We start from the raw sequence: 20,652 nt of genomic DNA on the forward strand, positions 1-20,652 counted from the left end.
TCCCCTAGCCAAACAGTCAGCCACGACCACCGGAACGGTCGCGGACTCATGCGTTTTCAACCATGAGCACCGCCCTGGACCGGCATATTCCCGTTCGGCTGGCATCATTGCGGTGACCGCTGCGTAGCCCAGCAGCAACAAACCCAGGTTGAAGGAGAGCAACGCCGTGCCAGGAAGCAACCTCACCCGCGCCGAGGCCCGTGAGCGCGCCGAACTGCTTGCGGTGGACTCGTACGAGGTGTGGCTGGATCTGACCGACGGCAGCGGCCAGCCCGGGGAGCGGACTTACCGCACCCGCACCGAAGCACGGTTCACCGCCAGCACGCCGGGCGCCGAGACCTTCTGCGACCTGATCGCTGACCGGATCCATTCGGCGACCCTCAACGGTCAGCCGGTCGACACCTCCGGGTACGACCCGCAGACCGGCATCGCGCTGACCGGCCTCGCCGCCCAGAACGTGCTGGTGGTCGAGGCGGACGGGCTCTACACCAACACCGGCGAGGGCCTGCACCGGTTCCTGGACCCGGTCGACGACGAGGTCTACCTCTACAGCCAGTTCGAGACCGCGGACGCGAAGCGCGTTTACACCTGCTTCGACCAGCCCGACCTGAAGGCCGAGTTCACGTTCCACGTGACCGCGCCGGCGCACTGGAAGGTCTTCTCCAACGCCGCACCGGAAAGTTCCGAGCCGGCCGAGAACGGCGCCCAGACCGTGCATTTCAGCACCACCAAACGGATCTCGCCCTATATCACCGCGATCGTGGCTGGTCCGTACGCCGGTGCCACCGACCACCACGACGGCATCGACCTGGGCATCTACTGCCGCGCGTCGCTGGTGAAATACCTGGACGCGGACAACTTGTTCGACCTGACCCGCAAGGGCTTCGACTGGTATCACGAGCAGTTCGGTTTCCGTTACCCGTTCGGAAAGTACGACCAGATCTTCTGCCCGGAATACAACGCGGGCGCGATGGAGAACGCCGGCTGCGTGACCATTCTGGAGGATTACGTCTTCCGGTCCAAGCCGGTCGAATACACCCTCGAGCGGCGTTGTACGACGGTGTTGCACGAAATGGCGCACATGTGGTTCGGCGACCTGGTCACCATGACCTGGTGGGACGACCTGTGGCTGAACGAGTCGTTCGCCGAACTGGCGTCCGCCTTGTGTCAGGCCGAAATCGACTCGCCGTTCGCCGAGGTCGCCTGGACTTCGTTTGAGAACATCGAGAAGTCCTGGGGCTACCGGCAGGACCAGCTGCCCTCCACGCACCCGATCGCCAGCGACATCCCCGATGTACAGGCCGTCGAAGTCAACTTCGACGGCATCACGTACGCGAAGGGTGCGGCGGTTCTGCGCCAGCTGATGGCGTACGTCGGCCGCGAACACTTCATCCAGGGCATGCGCACGTACTTCGAGCGGCACGCCTTCGGGAATGCGACGCTGGCCGACCTGCTCGGCGTCCTGTCCGAGGTTTCCGGGCGGGAGCTGGAAAGTTGGTCGCGCGCCTGGCTGCAGACCAGCCAGGTCAACATCATCCGGCCGGAGATCGAGCTGGAGCCGGACGGCTCGTACCGCGCGGTGTCGCTGCGCCAGGAGGCGCCCAAAGAGCACCCGACGTTGCGGCCACACCGGCTGGCCCTGGGTTTGTACGACTTCGACGGCACCACTTTCGAGCTGCGCGAGCAGGTCGAACTGGACGTCGACGGCGAACTCACGCCGGTGCCGCAACTGGTCGGCAAACGCCAGCCGGATCTGTTGCTGGTCAACGATGGCGGCCTCACCTACACCAAGATCCGGCTGGACGACCGGTCTGTTCGCAGCGTGGTCGAGCACATCGCCGCGCTCGGTGACCCGCTGGCCAGGTCGCTGTGCTGGCAGGCCGCGTGGGACATGGTCCGGGACGCCGAGATGCCGGCCCGCGACTACGCCACCATGGTGTGGGGCGGGATGCCGACCGAGACGGTGTCGTCGCTGATCCTGGACGGCATCCGGAACATCCGTACGGCGCTCGGCGCGTACACCGACCCGGCGTGGGGCGAGCAGGGCTGGAAGACGCTGGCGCAGACCGCGCTGGCCACCATCCGCTCGGTCGAGCCGGGCAGCGACGCCCAGCTGCAGTGGGTACGGGTCGCCGCGGACACCGCGTGGGCCGCTGGTGCGGAGGTGGTCGCGCAGGTACGTGGCCTGCTGGACGGCACGGTCACGGTCGAGGGCCTGAAGGTCGACCCGGACCTGCGCTGGTATCTGCTGCAGGGCCTGGCCGGGGCCGGCGCTGTCGGCGAGCCGGAGATCACCGCCGAGCTGGCGCGGGACGCCACCGCCACCGGCCAGCGCAAGGCCGCCACCGCCCGGGCCGCGATTCCCACCGCGGCGGCCAAGGAGAAGGCCTGGCACATCGCGGTGGTCGAGGACGGCCTGCCGAACGCGATCATGGAAGCCGCCATCACCGGCTTCTGGCACCCCGGCCAGCTGGAGCTGCTCCGCCCGTACGCCGACCGCTACTTCGCGTCGGTCGCGGACGTGTGGCAGCGCCGCTCGTCCGAGGTCGCGCAGAACATGGTGATCGGCCTGTTCCCGCGGATGCTGGTCGAACAGTCCACATTGGACGCCGCGGACGCGTTGCTGGCGCAGTCCGACCACCCGCCGGCACTGCGCCGGCTGCTCGCCGAACAGCGCGACGGCGTTCGCCGCGCCCTCGCCGCCCGCGAGCGCGACCGCAAGTCCGACTGAGACGCGAAACCGGCGGCCCGCACTTTCGGGGGCCGCCGGTTTCTCGTACGCACTACTTCGCGAACGTGACGTTTTCGGTGTGTCGGCGACGAAAACGTCGAGTTCGCCGAGGGTCAGACCTTGGTGTGGTCGGCCAGCATCCGCAGGCCAGTGACGATGCCGGCGGTGAGGTCGCCGCCGGCGAAGGCCGCGGTCATCGACAGCGCGGCCAGCGCGCAGATGCGATCCGGGATCCGGTCCACCACCGAGGAACCGGTGACGATCTCCACCATCCGCTGGTCCGGGGAAATCGCCACCAGCACGGACTTGTCCGGATCGGGCAGCTTGTCGTGCAGCTTCTCGGCGTGCTCGCGGGTCTTCTCACCGAGATCGCCAACATAGACGCTGAAAGCCAGCCCGGACTCGCGGTCGGCGGCGGACAGCGCCTCGTCGATGCGGATCAGCTGCCGGGAGCTGAAAGGGCTCTCCCCCGAAGTCGGGTCGGAACCGTCGTACCCGTCTTTTGCCGGCGCCGCCGGGGCCTCTTCGCGCACCACAGCCTCCTTGGGCACCACAGCTTCCTCAGTCAACACCGCGTCACCAGCTGCCACTTGCGCCGCCCTTCGGGGTCGAGGGCGTGGCGCTGCCGGCAGGCAACGCCGTGCGCTGCGCAGCGGCGGTCAGCTGGCCGGCCGAGTGGCCGTGTCCAGCAGCCGCCGGGGCGTCTGGCACAGCGGCGAGGAACCAGACCGGCGCGAAGTCGAACGGCCGGCCGGGCCGGTAACGCTTGGAGCGGCGGGCACTCGTGCCGTACACCAGCGCCGCGATCACAAGGAAGACCGAGGCGGGGATGCCGACAAAAGTCCCGACGGTCTCAAGTGGAGTCATGAGGCCTGTCCTTCTGGCTAACAAATCGTATGACTCACCGTATCCGAAGCCCGTGAGCGCCACCTGATCAGGATGCGGCCGATGTGACGTACGAGGCTCGCCTTCCCAAGATCGTCCCGTATCGGCGCCAGCGTTCCCAGAAGAACGCCGGCCGCCGACGCTCTAGAAAAACTTCGGCAGGCTCAACGACGGCGGGGTCGTGGCGGAGATGAAGGCGATGCCGCTCAGCACCGAGAAGCCGGCCGCGATCAGGTGCGACGGCAGCGCACCGCGGCGCTGCCGCCAGCCCAGCAGCATCCGGCCAATCAGCCGGCACAGCCAGAACGGCACGAGGGCGGCGACCAGCGCGAGGCCAGCGCCGACGAGCAGTTCGCTGAGCACCGCGCTGTTCACGCTCTTGCCGTCGAAGAGGCTGCTCAACACCGCGCAGGCCGCCCAGATCAGGCAGCACACGGTGAGGAACACAGCGCCCAGAATCGACAGCAACCGACCCCGTTTCGGCCCGTACGCGCGACGGGACTCCGGGGGCCGCTGGATCGCCGGCTGGTCCGCGGTGTCCGGTGGCGGCGGAGTCGGCGCCGGCACTTTTGACGCGCCACGCGCCGGTCCGCGGACGCCCGGAGGCCCTGCCGGGGCCTGCGGGACACCTGGCGCCACCAGGTCCACGCGGGTGCCGCCCGGCCCGCCTTGCGATGGCACGGCGGCGACGACGGCTGGTGGGCTAGAGACGTGAGCGCTCGCCTTCGCGGTGGGCACCTTGGTGAAACCCGCACCGGCCGGTACGGTCGCCGCGCCGGCCACGAACGGCGTCACCGGGTTGCTGGCCGGCACCGGTGCGATCGCGGCGGCACCAACACCGGCGCCGCTGGTCACCCGGGCCGATCCGCGGGCCGAGCGGCGGCCACCGCTCCACATCGCGACGCCGCCGGCCAACGGGTGGGCCGCGGCCAGCTCGGCCAGCCGGTCCACCCAGGCCAGCAGCTCGTTCGTATGCGGGCGGTCGGCGGGCTGGTCCATCAGCGGCGCGAGCAGGTGCTCCCGCAGCCGCGGCGCCGCGTCCAGCTCGGCGACCGGCTTCAGGATCGACCAGCGGGCCCGCGGCATCTCCGGCCCGGAGACCAGCGTGCTTTCCGCGACCTCGCGCGGCAGCTGCCCGGTGACCAGGAAATACGCCACCGCGCCAAAGCCGTGCACGTCGTACGCCGGACCGACCCGGCCGGTCAACGCCTCCGGGCCGCCGGCCTTGGCGGTGAAGGCGACCGAGGTGATGTAGTCCGGCCGGTCGTACCGGGCGCCGGTGAAGTCGATCAGTCGCGGGCTGCCGTCCGGCAGGATCACCACGTTCGCCGGGGTGACGTCCATGTGCAGCACCGGGTTCGCGGTAGCCGCCGGGTGGTGCAGCGCCAGCAGCACGTCGGCGAGGCTGCGCAGCACCGGGCGACCCTCGACCTTCGGGTACGCGCCGCCGGCCATGTCCCGCAGCGCCCAGCCCGGCAGGAAGTCCAGGACCTGGTACGGCACCTCGTCCAACTGGCCGTTGAGGCCGCGGCTGGGCAGCGTGCCGGGCGCGTGCGGCAGGCCGCCCATGAAGCCCTCGATCCGCCGGCAGATGCCCGGGATGCCGCGCACGTTCAGGTCCGCCAGCACCGCGTCGCCCTTGTCCCAGGACCGCAGCTGGTCGATCAGCGGCCGGCCCTCGCTGGACCGGAAGACCTTCACGGTGACCGGGCTGGAAGCGATGCCCGCGGACATCCGTACGGCCCGGTAGACCTCGGCCTGTCCGCCAGTGGCCAGATGGGTGATCAGCCGATACCGCGACCGGGACTCCGGCAGCACGCTTTCCGGACCACAGACCAGGTCGAGCACAACGTCCGGTGCGTGACCCGCCGCCTGGGACATGAGCCTCCTTGCTCGAGAACGATGCCTTCTTTGAAGGCACCAATGCCAACCGCTGACCAGAGTAGCCACCACCAGCACCCCGGCGAAGTGCCCGACCGACAAGTCATGACTGCGACGTACGACGCATCCACCTGCGGTCTCATCCGTCTACCTGGTTCGACGCACGACGACCGGGAGGGGTTGCCCCTATGGGCCGACTCCGAGACAGAGTTCACTTCGTTCCCTGACCGAACGGACAGGCACCTGATCTCATCTGAGAGCTGCGCCATACCTGCTGGTCGATCTAGCCTGCCATCAGACCCCAGTTCCAGTGAGCAGGAGGCGTTCGATGAAGACACGTGCCGCTTTCATCCGGCAAGCTCCCGGCGAGTACGAGGTCGGGGAGGTTGAGCTGGAGGAGCCTCGACAGAACGAACTGCTCATCAAGATGTCCGCGGCGGGCCTCTGCCACTCCGACGACCACGTCGCCACCGGCGACATCCCGGCCGGTGTCTACCCGATGATCGGCGGCCACGAGGGCGCCGGCGTGGTGGCCGGGGTCGGCCCGAACACGCCCGGTTTCGCCGACGGCGACAAGATCGTCTTCTCGTTCCTGCCCAGCTGCGGCCGCTGTCGCTGGTGCGCGTCCGGCATGCAGAACCTCTGCGACCTGGGCGCTGGGCTGCTGTCCGGTGGCCGGCCGGACGACCCGACCAGCTTCCGGAACTCGATGGACGGCAAGCCGGTGGGCCAGATGTGCGGACTGGGGACGTTCGCGGACTACACCATCGTGTCGGTCGACAACGCCGTGAAGGTCGACGACGACGTGCCGCTGGACAAGGCCGTACTCACCGGCTGCGGGGTCGGTACGGGCTGGGGCTCGGCGGTCAACTCGGCGCAGGTCTACCCCGGTGACACGGTGATCGTGATGGGCGTCGGCGGCATCGGCATCAACGCCGTCCAGGGTGCCGCCCACGCCGGCGCGTCGAACATCATCGCGGTCGACCCGGTCGCCTTCAAGCGGGAGAAGGCGATGGAGCTCGGCGCCACCCACACCGCGGAGACCATCCAGGAGGGCGCTGACATCGCCCGCTCGCTGACCAACGGCCAGGGCGCCGACTCCTCGATCGTCACCGTGGGCGTCACCAAGGGCGAGCACATCGCCGGCGCCTTCTCGGCCATCCGCAAGGCCGGTACGTGCGTGGTCACCGGTCTCGGCGACATCACCGAGGTGGGCATCCCGATCTCGCTGGGCGAGCTGACGCTTTTCCAGAAACGCCTGCAAGGTGCCCTTTTCGGTGCGTCCAACCCGAAGAAGGACATCCTGCTGATGCTGGCCCTCTACAAGGCCGGCAAGTTGAAGCTGGACGAGCTGATCACCAACACGTACCGGCTCGAGGACATCGCGCAGGGCTATAAGGACATGCACGACGGCAAGAACATCCGTGGCGTCATTCTCTTCGACTGACGGGGCTGGCCTGCCGGTCGCCGCGATGGTCGCGGCGGCCGGTGGCCGCCTTGTCGGTCGCCGTCGCGAGGCCGAAGTGGTCGCGGCGGCGCTGGGCGCGGGTCGCAACATCCTGCTCGAAGGCCCGCCCGGAACGGGGAAAACGACCCTGCTGACCGCCCTCGCGGCCGGCGCTGGACTGCCGTTGGTGCTGGTGGAAGGCAATGCCGAGCTGACACCCGCGCGGCTGGCTGGCCATCACGACCCGTCGCGGGTGCTGAGCGAGGACTACCATTCCGGCAACTTCGTGCCGGGTCCGCTGCTTCGTGCGATGACCGACGGTGCGCTGCTTTATGTCGAGGAACTCAACCGCATTCCAGAAGAAACGCTCAACGTGCTGCTGGGCGCGCTTTCCGAGCGACAAATTCACTTGCCACGAGTGGGTACGGTGCCCGCCGAGTCAACTTTCCGTTTGATCGCGGCAATGAACCCGTACGACGCCATCGGCACGACCCGGATCACGCCGGCGCTCTACGACCGATCGTGTCGCGTCGCGATGGGCTATCAGGACGAGCTAACGGAAATCGCGATCGTGATCGCGGAGACCGGCGATCGCTCCGCGCTCGCGAAACGGGCCGTGCGGGCGGTCAGGGCGACACGTACGCATCCGGAAATCCGCGTCCCGGCGTCCGTCCGCGGCGCGATCGACACCGTGCTGGTGGCCGGGCAGCTGGCCGAGATCCGCAGCGAGTCGGCGCCCGGCGAACACACCGCGTTGGACTCGGCGCTGGCCGCGCTGACCGGACGGATCACCATCGCGGACGGCGGCGGGCGTACGGCCGAGGACATCGTCACCGAGATCTGGGAGGAGGCCGGCCGGTCGGGAAAAGCGTGACGCCCGGCGACCCCGCGGCCGCCGGGCAGCCGCTTCCGTCGGGCGGCAAGCGAGCCGTCACTGACCCGGGCGAGGTCCAGAAGCTGCTGCGCGACCAGGCGTCGCGTACGAGTGCGCGCTCCGAACTGACCTATCGGCATCCGGACCTGCCGGCGGTCTCCCCCGAGGCCGGCATGCTCGACGAGCAGGCGCTCAGCGATCTCGTCCACACCGATCCGGAAGCCGGCCTCGGGCTGCTCGCCGACCTGACCCGGGCCGCCGACGCCGGCCTGCGCGAACGAGCCCGCCGGCTGGCCACCCTGCTGGCCGTACGGCCGCGGGGCACCGAAGCCGAGCGCGGGCTCGGCCGGCCTGCACTGGCGCTGGTCACCGACCCGTACGCCGGCGCGGACCTCGACCTGGACGCCACCCTGAACCGCCTCACGGGCCTGCACCGGCCGCATCTGGATGACCTGGTTTTTCGCGGGTGGCGCCGGAGCGAGTCGGCGTATCTGCTGGTCGTCGACTCGTCCGGCTCGGTGGCCGGACCGCGCCTCGCGACCGCCGTACTCACCGCCGGCGCCCTCTGCCACCGGATCGTGGACGCCGAACTCGCGGTGCTGGCCTTCTGGTCCCGTACGGTCCTGCTGCGCCCGCTCGGGCCAGCCGCCGCTGGCACCGTCGCCCAACTGGTGGATCGGCTGGCGGACCTGCGCGGTGGCGGCACGACCGATCTCGCGCTGGCCTTGCGGACCACCCTCGACCAGGCCCGGCTGGCCCGCGCGGCTCGCCGGGACGTGCTGCTGCTGACCGACGGCGTACGCACCGAAGGTGACGACCCGCTGCCGGTCGCCGCCTCGGCTGCTGGCCTGGGCGTACGAATCCATGTGCTGGGCCTGAAAGCGCCAACCGGCGAGGAGGAGACTGGCGAGGCCACCTGCCGCGCGATTGCCTCGGCGTCCGGCGGTCGCTATGCGGCCGTCGGATCGCCACTGGACGCGGCCGCCGCGGTGTCCGCTGTCCTGGCCTGACCTTTGGTTTTCGCGTCTGTTGCGGCTGGATCCGTCGACATACCCACTGCGAGGGCCACCAGAGATCACCATTCGGACCGGCGACCGCGTCGACGCGATGCGGTCAAAACCGTGACGAGATGGGACCCAGCCCCGTCCGGCGCCATCGGCCGCCAGGCCGATGTTGTCGCCCCTCCGGCAGGGGCGTCGCTTTCTGGGGCCCACCGGTTTTTGGTGGGCGCCAGAAAGCGACTCTCGTAGCCGTAGTCGACGGCGCCCGCGCCGAAGGCGCCAGAAATACAGGGCGGATCGGCAGTAACCATCAGAAAATCCCGCCCCGCCACCGGTCTTTGGTGGCGGGGCGGGATTTTCTGATGGCTGGTAGACGAGACGCCGCCCCCTCGCAGAAAACGCCATTAACCAGGGCGCTCATCTCCGCAGCACACACCGCCCTTAGCCAGGGCCGTCACCTCCCCAGCGCACCACCGCTTTCAACCGGGCCGTTGCCTCCGCAGCAGACACCGCCCTTAACCAGGCCGTCACCTCCCCAGCGCACACCGCTTTCAACCGGGCCGTTGCCTCCGCAGCACACACCGCTTCTGACCAGGGCGCCCACCTCCCCAGCGCACCACCGCTTTCAACCGGGCCGTTGCCTCCGCAGCAGACACAACCGAGCCCCGCAGCAGACACCCCTCAACCAGGGCCGGATCTTCGGCGTACGCCCCCGGAGGCAGCACCGTCGACTGGGCAGACCTCAAGTCGCAGAAACACCCAAAGTCACCCAGTCGCTCGTACCCACCAAATAGGAGCCCCAGGGCTAGGCGGTCATCGAGTCGGGGAAAGGCGCCGGGAGGTCCACTTCGGGCAGGCCCAGCCAGGCGTTCCAGGCCGGGTCGGGGGTGCGGTGGCCCAGTACGCGCCAGACCGGCCCGCTGGGCGAGGCCGGGCGGCGGTGCAGGCGCCAGCCCAGCTCGGCGAGCGTCCGGTCGGCCTTCACGTGATTGCACCGGCCGCAGGCGGCCACCACGTTCTCCCAGGTGTGCGCACCGCCGCGGCTGCGCGGAACGACGTGGTCAATGGTGCTGGCCGCCTTGCCGCAGTAAACGCAGCGACCGCCGTCGCGGGCGAAGACGGCTCTTCGGGTCAGCGACACGGTGGCCCGGAAGGGCACCTTCACGAACTTCGTCAACCGGACCACCATCGGGGCGGCGAACGAACGGGTCGCGGAATGCAAAAAGCCGTCTCCATCAGCGACGGAGACGGCCTTATCCGTGAGTATCAGTACTACCGCGCGGCGCGCTGGCACCACGCACAGCGGTTCGTACGTGGCGTTGAGAACCAACGCCGACCCGGATCCGCCCACGCGCACCTCCTCCGAGGTGGTCCGTTACTCGCCGCCCGACGAGGCTCGTCGAAACGACGGTGGTAGCAACATCCTGGCTCAGGATCGGCCCGCTGGCGAGCACGAAACAGCATTTTCATCTAAGCCAATGCCGCGACGGCCGTCCATGGGCAGAACCCACCTCGTACACAATCGTACAAAGCCTCGCAAATCGCTCGACGGCGCCCTCAGTGCCAGGATCCGGGCCGCGGGACGGGACGTAGCTCACGTCGAGCCTGGGGCGGCCACCGCGGCGAACCCACCGGCGGGTACGAAGGACTGACACGGGACCCGGCGACGGCAAGGAAGAGATGGAATCGCTCCTGCGCATCCTCGCGGCCAAACCGGACTGCGCCACCGACGCGGGTTCGGTCTGCCAGTCCGTGTGGCAGGCCACTGGCGTCGGCTGGCTGTCGGCCGGCTCGGAATACCTGGTCGCGACCCCGCTGAAGATCCTGCTGGTGATCGTTCTCGCGGTGGTTGTCCGCTGGGTCACGCACCGGCTCATCAAGCGGCTTGTCCGTACGACCACCGAAGGCAAGCTGCCGGTCGTCCTGCGGCCGCTCAGCGAGCACGCGCCGCTCGCGCGGGCCGCCGCCGGGCTGGTTCCCGAGCGCCGGCACCAGCGCGCCAAGACCATCGGCTCGGTGCTGCGCAGCGTCACCTCGATCGTGATCGGTGCGGTCGCGGTGCTGACCATCCTCGGCCAGCTCGGCATCAACCTCGCCCCACTGCTGGCCAGCGCCGGCATCGCCGGGGTCGCGCTCGGCTTCGGCGCGCAGACGTTGGTCCGCGACTTCCTGTCCGGGATCTTCATGATCCTGGAGGACCAGTACGGCGTCGGCGACACCGTCGACGTAGGCGAGGCGAGCGGGACCGTCGAGGCGGTGGGCCTTCGGTGTACGCAGCTGCGGGACGTGCACGGAACCGTCTGGTACGTCCGAAACGGCGAGGTGATCCGGGTCGGCAACCGCAGCCAGGGCTGGGCGGTCGTCGTCATCGACGTGCCGCTCCCCTACGGCACGCAGCTTGACCAGGCCAGCAGCGTGATCCGGACGGCCGCGCAGACCCTCGCCGACGACGAGCGGTTCGCCACCGACCTGCTCGATCCACCGGAGGTGCTCGGCATCGAACAGATGACCAACCTCGGGATCACCGTACGAGTGACGGTGAAGACGACGACGGACAGCCAATGGCGGGTTGGCCGGGAACTGCGCCGCCGACTGTCCGACGCGCTCGACGAAGCCAGCATCACGTCCGCACTGGGCGGCCAGCTCTACCTCCGCGCGCCCGCCACCAGCGCCGCTCCCTGACCACCCCCACTCTTCGGTGGGTCCAGGTTCGCCGCGCGCATCGAGTCGATGCGGACAAGACAAGGTGACGGAGAGTACGACGGGTTTCGAGAGTTGTCCGAACCGGAAAGTGTGGGCGCCGGTGAACCAACACCGGCGTTCACACGTGTGGCAGGGCAGAGGCAGAATGGACAGGTTCGTCGGCTGGATGGGAGTTGTGCGGTGAGTCCCATAGCGGATGGGAAAATGGTGGTTCTACCCCACCCTGCATAGACCCTGAACGCCCGGAAGATGTTGAATACCACGGGTCCTGTCGCTATTACCCGTAATCGTGCACACTATGGGCTACGACGCCAATACTGGTCGTAACGGGGAGGTGAGTGTCCTTGGCTGCTACCCCCGCGCGCCCAGCGACGTACCGTCAGGTCTTCGCGCTGGTCGAGGCTCGGGTGCTGCTCGGGACCCAGGTGTTGTCGCTGGTCGGCGACCTGCTGGCGACTGTCGCCCTGACCGTACTGGTCTACACCAACACCGGCTCCACGGTGCTCGCCGCGGCCACCTTCGCGATCGGATACCTGCCCTGGGTGGTGGGCGGCCCGATCCTGGCCGCACTCGCCGACCGGTTGCCGTGGCGCCGCACGATGGTCGCCTGCGACCTGATCAGGGCCGGGGTCGTTGGCCTGTTGGCCTGGCCGGGCATCCCGCTACCGATCCTGCTGGCGCTGCTGTTCGCCTCGGCACTGGTCGCTCCGCCGTTCGAGGCGGCCCGCTCGGCGCTGATGCCGGTCGCCATCCCCGGCGACGCGTTCGTGCTGGCCAACTCGCTGCAGTCGGTGCTCCGCCAGACCACCCAGGTCGCCGGCTTCCTGATCGCCGGGGTGCTGGTCGCGCTGCTGAACGCGCGAGGCGCACTGCTCGCCGACGCCCTCACCTTCGCGCTGTCCGCGGCCGCGATCCGACTCTGGATCAAGCACCGCGACGCGCCCCCCAAGCACCCGGAGCGTCGCTCGCTGTTGCAGGAGACCGTCGATGGCATGCGGCTCGTCCTCGGCCACAAGGTGCTCCGGCCGTATCTGATCCTCGCCTTCATCACCAGCGGCTGCGTGTACGCGTCCGAAGGCCTGTCGGCGCCGTTCGCCAAGCATTTGAACGGCGGCGGTCCGCAGGTGATCGGCATCCTGCTCGCGTCGATCCCCATCGGCGAGGCGATCGGTGCGATCGTGCTGGGCCGGTTCGCCAGCCCCACCCTGCGCCCGAAACTGGTCGTACCGATGGCGATCATGTCCGGCTGCGTCCTGGTACCGATCGCCCTGGACCCACCGCTGCCCGTCGTGTCGTTGCTCTACGCGCTGTCCGGTTTCGGCGTCTCGTGCATGACCATCGTCAACGCCAACTACGTGCGAGCGATCGCCCCACAGTTCCGCGGCCGCGCCTTCGGAGTGGCCCAGTCCGGGCTGCAGATCTCCCAGGGTGTCGGCGTACTCATCGCCGGCGCTCTCGCGTCCGTGCTGCTCCCGCCCCATGTCGTCGCACTCTGCGGGGCCGCCGGCGCGCTCGGCATCATGCTGCTCGCGTCCGCCTGGCCGAGCGTCAAACTGCAGGACGAGGCGATGGAGCATCCGGCGACCGGACCAGTCGGAAAGGTCTCCGCTTAGAGTGGTGGACGTGGAGTCAACCCCGAGCGAGACGACGACTTTCTACGACGCCGTCGGCGGCCACGAGACGTTCGTACGACTGGTGGACGCCTTCTACGCGGGTGTCGCGCAGGACGAGCTGCTGCGCCCGCTCTACCCGGAGCAGGACCTCGGCCCGGCGAACGAACGGCTTCGGCAGTTCCTGGAGCAGTACTGGGGCGGCCCCACCACGTATTCCGACCAGCGCGGTCACCCGCGACTGCGGATGCGGCACGTGCCTTTCAAGGTGAACCCGGCGGCCCGCGACGCGTGGCTGACCCGGATGCGGACAGCCGTGGACAGCCTCGGCCTGCCGACTGAGCTGGACTCGATCCTCTGGGACTACCTGCAGCGCGCCGCGTTCTCCATGGTCAACAGCTTCGAGTGAGCTGGCATTGTCCCGGCCACAGAAGGCCGTGAGGTTAACGAGCGGTTAGGAATTGCCGCGTTCCTCTGGCAGCATGTGCCGTAGGCCCAACTGGAACGATTCTGTAGGAGTCTGTGTGCCTACCAACTCTGTGCCGATCAGCGCAGACCACGCGAGTCAGCCGTCCGACTGGTGGCGCGAAGCGGTCTTCTATCAGGTTTATGTGCGCAGCTTCTTCGACGCGAACGGCGACGGAGTCGGCGACCTGGACGGCATTCGCGGCAAGCTGGACCACCTGGTGGCGCTCGGCGTCGACGCGCTCTGGCTGACACCGTTCTTCACGTCGCCGATGGTCGACCACGGGTACGACGTGGCCGATCCGCGCGATGTCGACCCGCTCTTTGGCGACCTGGCGGCCTTCGACCGACTGCTTGCGGCCGCGCACGAGGTCGGCATCAAGGTCACCATCGATGTCGTACCCAATCACACCTCCAGCCAGCACCCCTGGTTTGTGGAGGCGCTAGCCGCCGCGAAGGGCAGCCCCGCGCGAGCCCGTTACCACTTCATGGACGGCTATGGCCTGGACGGCGCCGAGCCGCCGAACAACTGGCCGAGCATCTTCGGCGGTCCGGCCTGGACCCGGGTCACCGAGGCCGACGGCAAGCCCGGCCAGTGGTATTTACACATCTTTGCGCCTGAACAGCCCGACCTGAACTGGGCCAACCCGGAGGTCGGCGCGGACCTCGCTCGTACGCTCCGATTCTGGCTCGACCGCGGCGTCGACGGCTTCCGCATCGATGTCGCCCACGGCCTCACCAAACCAGCGGGCCTGCCGGACATGCGAGTGGAGAACGTCGCGCTGCTGCACAGCGCGGACGACGATCCACGGTTCGACAACGACGGCGTCCACGAGATTCACCGGATGATCCGGTCCGTGGTGGACGAATACCCAGACCGGATGACGGTCGGCGAGGTGTGGGTAAGGGACAACGATCGGCTTCGCAAGTACGTCCGCCCCGACGAGCTGCACCTCGCCTTCAACTTCCGCCTCACCGAGGCCCGCTGGCGAGCCGACGAACTGACCGACGCGATCGAGCAGTCGCTGGAAACCGTCGCCGGCACCGGCACCCCGACCTGCTGGGTCTGGTCCAACCACGACATCGTCCGGCACCTGACCCGGTTCGGCGACGGCCTGGTCGGCGAGCGCCGCGCCCGCGCCGCCGTCCTGCTGCAACTCGCCCTGCCCGGCGTCGCTTACCTCTATAACGGCGACGAACTCGGCATGCCAAGCGTCGATATCCCGGACGAGGCCCTCACCGATCCCACTTGGGAACGCTCCAGCCACACCGAACGCGGCCGCGACAACTGCCGCATCCCCCTGCCCTGGACCGCGGGCGAGCCACCGTACGGCTTCTCCCCCGCCGGCACCCCCACCTGGCTCCCGATGCCAGCCGGCTGGGCTCCCCTCGCCGCCGACACCCAGCGCACCGATCCGTCGTCGATGTTCTCCCTCTATCGGACCGCGGTGCAGCTGCGCGGAAAGCACCCCGGCATGGCCGGCGACCTGGAATGGGTCCCAGCTCCCGCCGGCTGTGTGGCCTTCCGCCGTACCGGCGGCCTCGCCTGCGTCCTGAACGTGACCAACAACCCCGTACGCCTGCCCGCCGGCCTGCCGTCCGAAGTGCTCCTCACCAGCGTCCCCCTCATCGACGGCCTGCTCCCCGGAGACGCCGCCATCTGGCTGTGTTGATGGCCGCAGTTCCTGCGGCGGCGCATCTGGTTCGCGTCGCCAGGGCACCCAAAGAACGGGCACCCCACCGCCACGAACAAGGACGGCCTCCGGCCGTCGCGCGGGCGGGGTTGGGTTGAAGGCCGGCGTGGCTGTGTCAAAAGCCGCAGTTCCTGCGGCGGCGCATCTGGTTCGCGTCGCCAGGGCACCCAAAGAACGGGCACCCCACCGCCACGAACAAGGACGGCCCTCCGGCCGTCGCGCGGGCGGGGTTGGGTTGAAGGCCGCGGGTACTGCGGCCTTCAGATCAGCATGGCGTCGTCGTGGAGCCAGTCGACCCACGCCTGGGCTGACACCGCGACGGACTCCATCAGCTCATCGAGCAGCGCGTCATGCACTCCGGGTCCCAGCGGCACGTACATATCAGCCGTCAGCGGCAACGCGAGATCAGCCGACGGAGCACCCACGAAACACCGCAACAACCGCCGCGTGTTGTTCCATTCGTTGGCTGCCGTCAGGGCGCGCGCCTCCCAGGACATCGGTACGTGGGAATGGGCCACCACGTGCGCCGAGAGCATCGCCGGTTCGCGGTCCAGCGGGCCGCCGCCGGAGAGGGTGAACCAGAGGGTGGCCCGCTCGCCGGGAATGAGCAGCCGGCGGGCGCCGTCCACTTGGGCGCCGTGGCCGAGGCGGTCCAGGGACTGGCGGACCCGGCCCAGGGTCACCGGACGGGCCTCCAATGGATCGACTCGCATTCACGCCAAGGTAATACCCCGTGTCATCCCAGCCGGACCAACAGATCTCAGACCAGCAGGTTGAGTCCCCCGCCTCGGCGCAGGTAGACAGCTCCGGCCGCGGAGCGCAGCCGCAGCCACGGCTCGCGGACCTCGACCTGCACGACGCTGTCCGGGGCGCTCTCGCCGACCAGGCCGGTGGCGGCGAGGCCCTGGATGAGGCGCTGGGTGACCTCGACGGTGGGTCGACCGGCAGGACCGGACACGGTCAGCGCCACATGGTCGAGGACGGCGTTGGTCAGGGTGCTGGCGGCTTTCGCGCTCCGGCCCGCCGCGGCCTGCCGGAACGTACGGGCGCCGGCGCTGGCAAGGCGACTGACCACTTCGGCTGGGACCGCGTCGAGGCGCTCGAAACCACCGCTGGGCAGGCCACCCACCCACTCCGCGTCCCGGCGCGGCGACAGCGACACCTCAGCCTGGTCGGCGGCCAACGCGCGCAGCAGTACGTCCGCGGCCACCACCGGCTCGTCGCCGGTCGTGGTGTCCAACTCGGCGGGAACGGACAGCACGGCCAGGACACCTACCGGCAGCCGGCAACACAACTCCACGAGATCAGCCGCCGGTCGTACGCGCAGAAGAGCGTTGTCGTCGAGCCGGCGCACCCGTACCAGAAAGGCACCGCACGCGGCCGCACCCTGCGGGCTGAACCGCACCACCGCTGTCACGCATCGCCTCCGTCGGGCAGCCAGCCGCGCAGCCACTCCTGCTCGCGCGGGACCAGCCGGCGAATCCGGGTCGCCGCCAGGTCGTACGGAACGAGCAGGGTGCGGGCCCGGCAGGCCACCGGCAGCGATCCGTCGGCCGCGGCCTCGCGGTCATAGAGCTCGTACGCGACGGTGAAAGACGCATTTCTGACCTGTTCGACCCACACGTCGATGCGAACCGGCTCGGTGGCGTAGTCGATCTGCCGGAGGTAGTCGATCTCGTGCCGGGCGACCAGCACGCCGGACATCAGCCCGCCCAGCCCGTCAGCGGCCGGTGCGCGGGCGATCAGCTCGGTCCTGGCCTCCTCGAACAACGTCAAATAGCGGGCATTGTTGACATGTCCGAAGGCGTCCATATCGGACCAACGGATGTGGCAGTAAGAGATGTGGCGCGGCACCGGCCCAGGCTTTCACAGCAGTTTCCTGCCAGGTGCCACGGGCTGGCCGTTTTCCGCGATAGAGTGCCGACCGCTCAATAACGAACAGATAACGAGGCACCAAGCTCCGACAGTGGGTAGTCCGATGGTGTTGAATGCCCAGAGCTACATCGTGGCCTGCACCACACTCGTGACGCTGGCCACGCCTGCAACAGCAACCAGCAGAAGGAGTTTCCTAATGCGTCGAGTACGCGGGATCTCAAAAGCAGCAACCCTGATAGCACCGGCACTCGCGGCGGCTCTCATCCTTTCCGCCTGCGGCGGTGGCGGCGGCGGTACGAGCCAGAACAGCGACGCGCTGACCGGGACCGGGCCGATCACGCTGGTGCAGGGCAAAGACACCTCAGGCAACCGGCACAACCAGATCGACGCCTGGAACAAAATGCACCCTGACCAGAAGGTCACGCTGATCGAGCTGCCGGAGGACGCGGACACCCAGCGCCAGCAGATGGTGCAGAACTTCACCGCCAAAACCGCGACTTTCAGCGTGGTCGACGTGGACGTGGTGTGGGTCGCCGAATTCGCCGCGAACCAGTGGATCGAGCAGCTGCCCGAGGCGCAGATCCCGACCTCGTCCTATCTGGCTCCCACGCTGGAAACCGCCAAGTACTTCAACAAGCTTTACGCGGTGCCCCGCGCGTCCGACGGTGCTTTGCTCTACTACCGCAAAGACCTGCTCACCGCGGCCGGCGTGACCAACGCGCCGACCACTTGGGCCGACATGACCGCGGCCTGCAAGAAAGTGCAGGCGAAACAGCCCTCGATCGGGTGTTTCACCGGACAGTTCTCCAAATATGAGGGCCTGACCTGCAATTTCTCCGAGGCCATCAACTCCGCCGGCGGCACCATCCTCAATGACCAAGGTAAGCCGGACGTGAACACCCCGCAGGCCAAGGCCGGCGTCGACTTCCTGGTGAACGGCTTCAAAGACGGCTACATCCCGAAGGCGTCGTTGACGTACAAGGAAGAGGAATCCCGTCGCGCGTTCCAGGACGGCAATCTGGTTTTCGAGCGGAACTGGCCCTACACGTACGCGAAGTTCGGTGCCACCGACGGTTCCTCGAAGGTGAACGGAAAGTTCGCGATCGCGCCGCTGCCGGGCCTGAACGGCCCAGGTGTCTCCACTCTCGGCGGGCATGACCTCGCGATCAGCAAGTTCACCAAGAACAAGCTCACCGCGCTGAACTTCATCAAGTTCCTGACCGGCCAGGCGGAGGAGAACAACAACCTGCAGGCCACCTCCGAGGCCCCGACCTGGGCGTCGCTGTACGACGACCCCGCGCTGGTCGCGAAGTACCCGTATCTGCCAGTGCTGAAGCAGTCCATCCTGAAGGCCAAGAAGCGGCCGGCCGCGGTGCAGTACCAGGACGTGTCGGCGGCGATCCAGAACGCGGCCACCGACGCGCTGACCGGAGCCAAGACCTCCGATCAGGCATTGGCTGAACTACAGACAAAACTCACCCAACTGCTCGCGAAGTAGCCCGCCTCTGGCGGCCGGGGACACGTATCCGGCACGTGTCCCCGGCCGCACCAGCCGTCCCAGCTGTCCACGCCCGAGCTCGGGAGAGACAAGAAGATGAGCACGATCACCGCACCACCGCCCACCGCGGCTATGTCGCGGCGGGGCAACCGTAGGCAGGGCGTCGGCCGGTTGGCCGCCCTGCTGGTGTCCCCCACCTTTCTCGTGCTGTTGCTGATTATCATCTACCCGCTGCTGGACGCTCTCCGGCTGGCCTTTTACCACAAAAACACCGGCGTTGACCCGAATACCGGCTTTGTCAGCCAGGGCAGCACTTTCGTCGGGCTGAAGAACTTCACCGACCTGTTCACCGGCGACACCGGGCACACTTTCTTCACCGCGCTCGCGAACACCACCACCTTCACCATCGTCGGCGTGGCGATCGAGACCGTCATCGGCGTCGCGATGGCTTTGATCATGCACAAGGCATTCCGCGGCCGCGCGCTGATCCGGGCCACCATCCTGGTGCCGTGGGCGATTCCGACCGCGATCTCGGCGCTGCTGTGGAAATGGATCTTCGCCGCCGACGGCGTCGCGAACAACATCATCGGCACCAAGGTGCTGTGGACCACCGAAGGCATTCAGGCCTGGTTCGCGGTGCTGATCGCGGACACCTGGAAAACCGCGCCGTTCATCGGACTTCTGGTGCTGGCTGGCCTGCAGATCATTCCGGGCGAGGTGTACGAAGCGGCCAAGGTGGACGGATCCGGCGCCTGGAACACGTTCGTACGGATCACCCTTCCGTTGGTACGCCCGGCGTTGATCGTCGCCATCCTGTTCCGGATGCTGGACGTGCTGCGGCTTTTCGACCTGCCGTATGTGCTCACCGGCCCGGACAACACCAGCACCCAGACCCTGTCGATCGTCGCCTTCAGCGAGGCGGTCCGATATCAACGGTTCGGGCCGGCCGGCGCGATATCGACCATGCTCTTCATCTACATCGCGGTCGCCGCCTTCGTTTTCGTGAAGGTCCTCGGCGCCGATGTCATCGGCAACCGGATGGGGAAGAAATAATGGCGACCACCACCGCACCCGCCGCGGTAGCCCGTCCCACCAGCCGGCGGCGCAGCAAGGCCACCGGCACCGGCGGCTGGCCGAGTGTGCTGCCGTACGTCGGCATCGCGATCATCGTGATCTATTGCCTCGCGCCGTTTTACTGGATGATCGTCTCCAGCCTGCGCCGGACCAATGACCTTTTCGACAACTTTCCTATCCCCCGACCGTTTTCGGTGGAGAACTACGGCGCCGCGTTCGATCCGCGCAACGGTTTCGGGCGCGCCCTGCTGAACAGCCTGATCGTGGCCGGCACCACCACCATTCTGGTGCTGGTCGTCGGCACGCTGTGCGCGTACGCGCTGGCACGGTTGGAATTCCGGTTCAAGAACGTCGCGCTGGCGGTCATCATCGCCACCTCGATGTTCCCCGGCATTTCCGTCGTCGTGCCGCTTTTCGGGCTTTTCACGGCGATTGGCTGGATCAACTCGTACCAGGCGATGATCCTGCCGAGCATGTCCTTCGCGCTACCACTGGCGGTGTGGAACCTGACGATCTTCTTCCGGCAGATGCCGTACGAGCTTGAGGAAGCGGCGCAAATCGACGGCTGCTCCCCCGGCCAGGCATTTCGCAAGGTCATCCTGCCGTTGGCCGCGCCGGGCGTTTTCACTACCGCGATCATCGCATTTATCGCGTCCTGGAATGAGTACATCATCGCACTGAGCATGGTGACCAGCCCGACCTACCGGACCGCGCCGGTCATCGTGTCGCTGTTCACCGGCACCACGAACTTCGACGCGCCCTACGGAACCCAGATGGCCGCCGGGGTGATCGTGACCATCCCGCTGGTGATCATGGTGCTGATCTTCCAGCGCCGGATCGTGGCTGGCCTGACCGCTGGTGGAGTGAAGTAGCGGCGGCACCCGACGGTGATTGTGCGCTGGAGCTGAAGCGGT

General features: G+C 68.1%; 18 protein-coding genes. 11 read left to right on the top strand and 7 right to left on the bottom strand.

The features are described from left to right. Positions 1-166: 166 nt before the first annotated feature. Positions 167-2,731, top strand: a complete 2,565-nt coding sequence (gene pepN / locus ABD301_RS28565) for an aminopeptidase N (RefSeq protein ID WP_344313447.1) — start codon at positions 167-169, stop codon at positions 2,729-2,731. A 113-nt stretch (positions 2,732-2,844) separates the two neighbouring features. Here pepN and ABD301_RS28570 read toward each other — a convergent pair whose 3' ends face one another. From ABD301_RS28570 to ABD301_RS28580, 3 genes are all read right to left on the bottom strand, one after another. After that, positions 2,845-3,264: a DUF5130 family protein gene (locus tag ABD301_RS28570; RefSeq protein ID WP_163573693.1), complete on the bottom strand. Its 420-nt coding sequence runs from the start codon at positions 3,262-3,264 to the stop codon at positions 2,845-2,847. A gap of 43 nt (positions 3,265-3,307) precedes the next feature. Further along, a complete protein-coding gene (gene ctaJ, locus ABD301_RS28575; RefSeq protein WP_163573690.1) occupies positions 3,308-3,598 on the bottom strand; it encodes an aa3-type cytochrome oxidase subunit CtaJ in 291 nt (96 codons plus the stop codon). 162 nt (positions 3,599-3,760) lie between these two features. Beyond that, entirely contained in the window at positions 3,761-5,497 is a 1,737-nt protein-coding gene (locus ABD301_RS28580; RefSeq protein WP_344313448.1) for a serine/threonine protein kinase, read from the bottom strand. Positions 5,498-5,825: 328 nt separating this feature from the next. Between ABD301_RS28580 and ABD301_RS28585 the strand changes: the two genes are divergently transcribed. Genes ABD301_RS28585 through ABD301_RS28595 form a run of 3 tightly spaced genes read left to right on the top strand, consistent with a single transcriptional unit; the run spans position 5,826 to position 8,828 of the window. Continuing rightward, positions 5,826-6,944, top strand: coding sequence for an NDMA-dependent alcohol dehydrogenase (locus ABD301_RS28585; RefSeq protein WP_344313449.1), 1,119 nt, complete (start codon positions 5,826-5,828; stop codon positions 6,942-6,944). Positions 6,945-6,969: 25 nt separating this feature from the next. Further along, positions 6,970-7,818, top strand: a complete 849-nt coding sequence (locus tag ABD301_RS28590) for an AAA family ATPase (RefSeq protein ID WP_425551995.1) — start codon at positions 6,970-6,972, stop codon at positions 7,816-7,818. Continuing rightward, complete coding sequence (locus ABD301_RS28595) at positions 7,815-8,828, top strand: vWA domain-containing protein (RefSeq protein ID WP_344313452.1); 1,014 nt, start codon at positions 7,815-7,817, stop codon at positions 8,826-8,828. The genes ABD301_RS28590 and ABD301_RS28595 overlap by 4 nt, the downstream gene beginning before the upstream one ends. Positions 8,829-9,624: 796 nt before the next feature. On the opposite strand, the gene ABD301_RS28600 is transcribed toward ABD301_RS28595, so the two are convergent. After that, complete coding sequence (locus tag ABD301_RS28600) at positions 9,625-10,170, bottom strand: HNH endonuclease (protein ID WP_344313453.1); 546 nt, start codon at positions 10,168-10,170, stop codon at positions 9,625-9,627. 329 nt (positions 10,171-10,499) lie between these two features. On the opposite strand from ABD301_RS28600, the gene ABD301_RS28605 reads away from it, so the two are divergent. The 4 genes from ABD301_RS28605 (at position 10,500) to ABD301_RS28620 (ending at position 15,270) form a co-directional block, all read left to right on the top strand. After that, positions 10,500-11,501, top strand: coding sequence for a mechanosensitive ion channel family protein (locus ABD301_RS28605; RefSeq protein WP_163573688.1), 1,002 nt, complete (start codon positions 10,500-10,502; stop codon positions 11,499-11,501). A 365-nt stretch (positions 11,502-11,866) separates the two neighbouring features. Continuing rightward, a complete protein-coding gene (locus ABD301_RS28610; RefSeq protein WP_344313454.1) occupies positions 11,867-13,135 on the top strand; it encodes an MFS transporter in 1,269 nt (422 codons plus the stop codon). Positions 13,136-13,145: 10 nt separating this feature from the next. After that, a complete protein-coding gene (locus ABD301_RS28615; protein ID WP_390624338.1) occupies positions 13,146-13,541 on the top strand; it encodes a globin in 396 nt (131 codons plus the stop codon). Between the two features lie 115 nt (positions 13,542-13,656). Then, complete coding sequence (locus tag ABD301_RS28620; RefSeq protein WP_344313455.1) at positions 13,657-15,270, top strand: glycoside hydrolase family 13 protein; 1,614 nt, start codon at positions 13,657-13,659, stop codon at positions 15,268-15,270. 281 nt (positions 15,271-15,551) lie between these two features. On the opposite strand, the gene ABD301_RS28625 is transcribed toward ABD301_RS28620, so the two are convergent. The 3 genes from ABD301_RS28625 to ABD301_RS28635 are packed head-to-tail and all read right to left on the bottom strand — an operon-like array spanning position 15,552 to position 17,145. After that, positions 15,552-16,004 (bottom strand): YbjN domain-containing protein, encoded by a 453-nt coding sequence (locus ABD301_RS28625; protein WP_344313457.1) that lies wholly within the window; start codon positions 16,002-16,004, stop codon positions 15,552-15,554. A gap of 47 nt (positions 16,005-16,051) precedes the next feature. Next, positions 16,052-16,708, bottom strand: coding sequence for a DUF8185 domain-containing protein (locus tag ABD301_RS28630; protein WP_344313459.1), 657 nt, complete (start codon positions 16,706-16,708; stop codon positions 16,052-16,054). Continuing rightward, positions 16,705-17,145 carry an acyl-CoA thioesterase gene (locus ABD301_RS28635; protein WP_279583292.1) on the bottom strand — a complete coding sequence of 147 codons (441 nt, stop codon included), beginning with the start codon at positions 17,143-17,145 and terminating at the stop codon, positions 16,705-16,707. Before ABD301_RS28635 ends, ABD301_RS28630 begins: the two co-directional genes overlap by 4 nt. A gap of 217 nt (positions 17,146-17,362) precedes the next feature. Between ABD301_RS28635 and ABD301_RS28640 the strand changes: the two genes are divergently transcribed. From ABD301_RS28640 to ABD301_RS28650, 3 genes are all read left to right on the top strand, one after another. Continuing rightward, on the top strand, positions 17,363-18,664 hold the full coding sequence (locus tag ABD301_RS28640; protein WP_163573682.1) for an ABC transporter substrate-binding protein: 1,302 nt from the start codon (positions 17,363-17,365) through the stop codon (positions 18,662-18,664). Positions 18,665-18,760: 96 nt separating this feature from the next. Further along, positions 18,761-19,717 carry a carbohydrate ABC transporter permease gene (locus ABD301_RS28645; protein ID WP_344313460.1) on the top strand — a complete coding sequence of 319 codons (957 nt, stop codon included), beginning with the start codon at positions 18,761-18,763 and terminating at the stop codon, positions 19,715-19,717. Next, positions 19,717-20,610, top strand: a complete 894-nt coding sequence (locus ABD301_RS28650) for a carbohydrate ABC transporter permease (RefSeq protein WP_163573681.1) — start codon at positions 19,717-19,719, stop codon at positions 20,608-20,610. Before ABD301_RS28645 ends, ABD301_RS28650 begins: the two co-directional genes overlap by 1 nt. Positions 20,611-20,652 lie beyond the last annotated feature (42 nt).

Origin of the sequence: Fodinicola feengrottensis, from assembly GCF_039530045.1 — a bacterium.
GTDB classification, from domain to species: Bacteria; Actinomycetota; Actinomycetes; order Mycobacteriales; family HKI-0501; genus Fodinicola; species Fodinicola feengrottensis.

Excerpts from the sequence above, each read along its gene's own strand:
- ABD301_RS28590 (WP_425551995.1), top strand. The coding sequence starts at position 6,970 with ATGGTCGCGGCGGCCGGTGGCCGCCTTGTCGGTCGCCGTCGCGAGGCC.
- ABD301_RS28640 (WP_163573682.1), top strand. The coding sequence starts at position 17,363 with ATGCGTCGAGTACGCGGGATCTCAAAAGCAGCAACCCTGATAGCACCG.
- ABD301_RS28585 (WP_344313449.1), top strand. The coding sequence starts at position 5,826 with ATGAAGACACGTGCCGCTTTCATCCGGCAAGCTCCCGGCGAGTACGAG.
- ABD301_RS28580 (WP_344313448.1), bottom strand. The coding sequence starts at position 5,497 with ATGTCCCAGGCGGCGGGTCACGCACCGGACGTTGTGCTCGACCTGGTC.
- ABD301_RS28625 (WP_344313457.1), bottom strand. The coding sequence starts at position 16,004 with ATGCGAGTCGATCCATTGGAGGCCCGTCCGGTGACCCTGGGCCGGGTC.
- ABD301_RS28605 (WP_163573688.1), top strand. The coding sequence starts at position 10,500 with ATGGAATCGCTCCTGCGCATCCTCGCGGCCAAACCGGACTGCGCCACC.
- ABD301_RS28650 (WP_163573681.1), top strand. The coding sequence starts at position 19,717 with ATGGCGACCACCACCGCACCCGCCGCGGTAGCCCGTCCCACCAGCCGG.
- ABD301_RS28645 (WP_344313460.1), top strand. The coding sequence starts at position 18,761 with ATGAGCACGATCACCGCACCACCGCCCACCGCGGCTATGTCGCGGCGG.
- ctaJ (WP_163573690.1), bottom strand. The coding sequence starts at position 3,598 with ATGACTCCACTTGAGACCGTCGGGACTTTTGTCGGCATCCCCGCCTCG.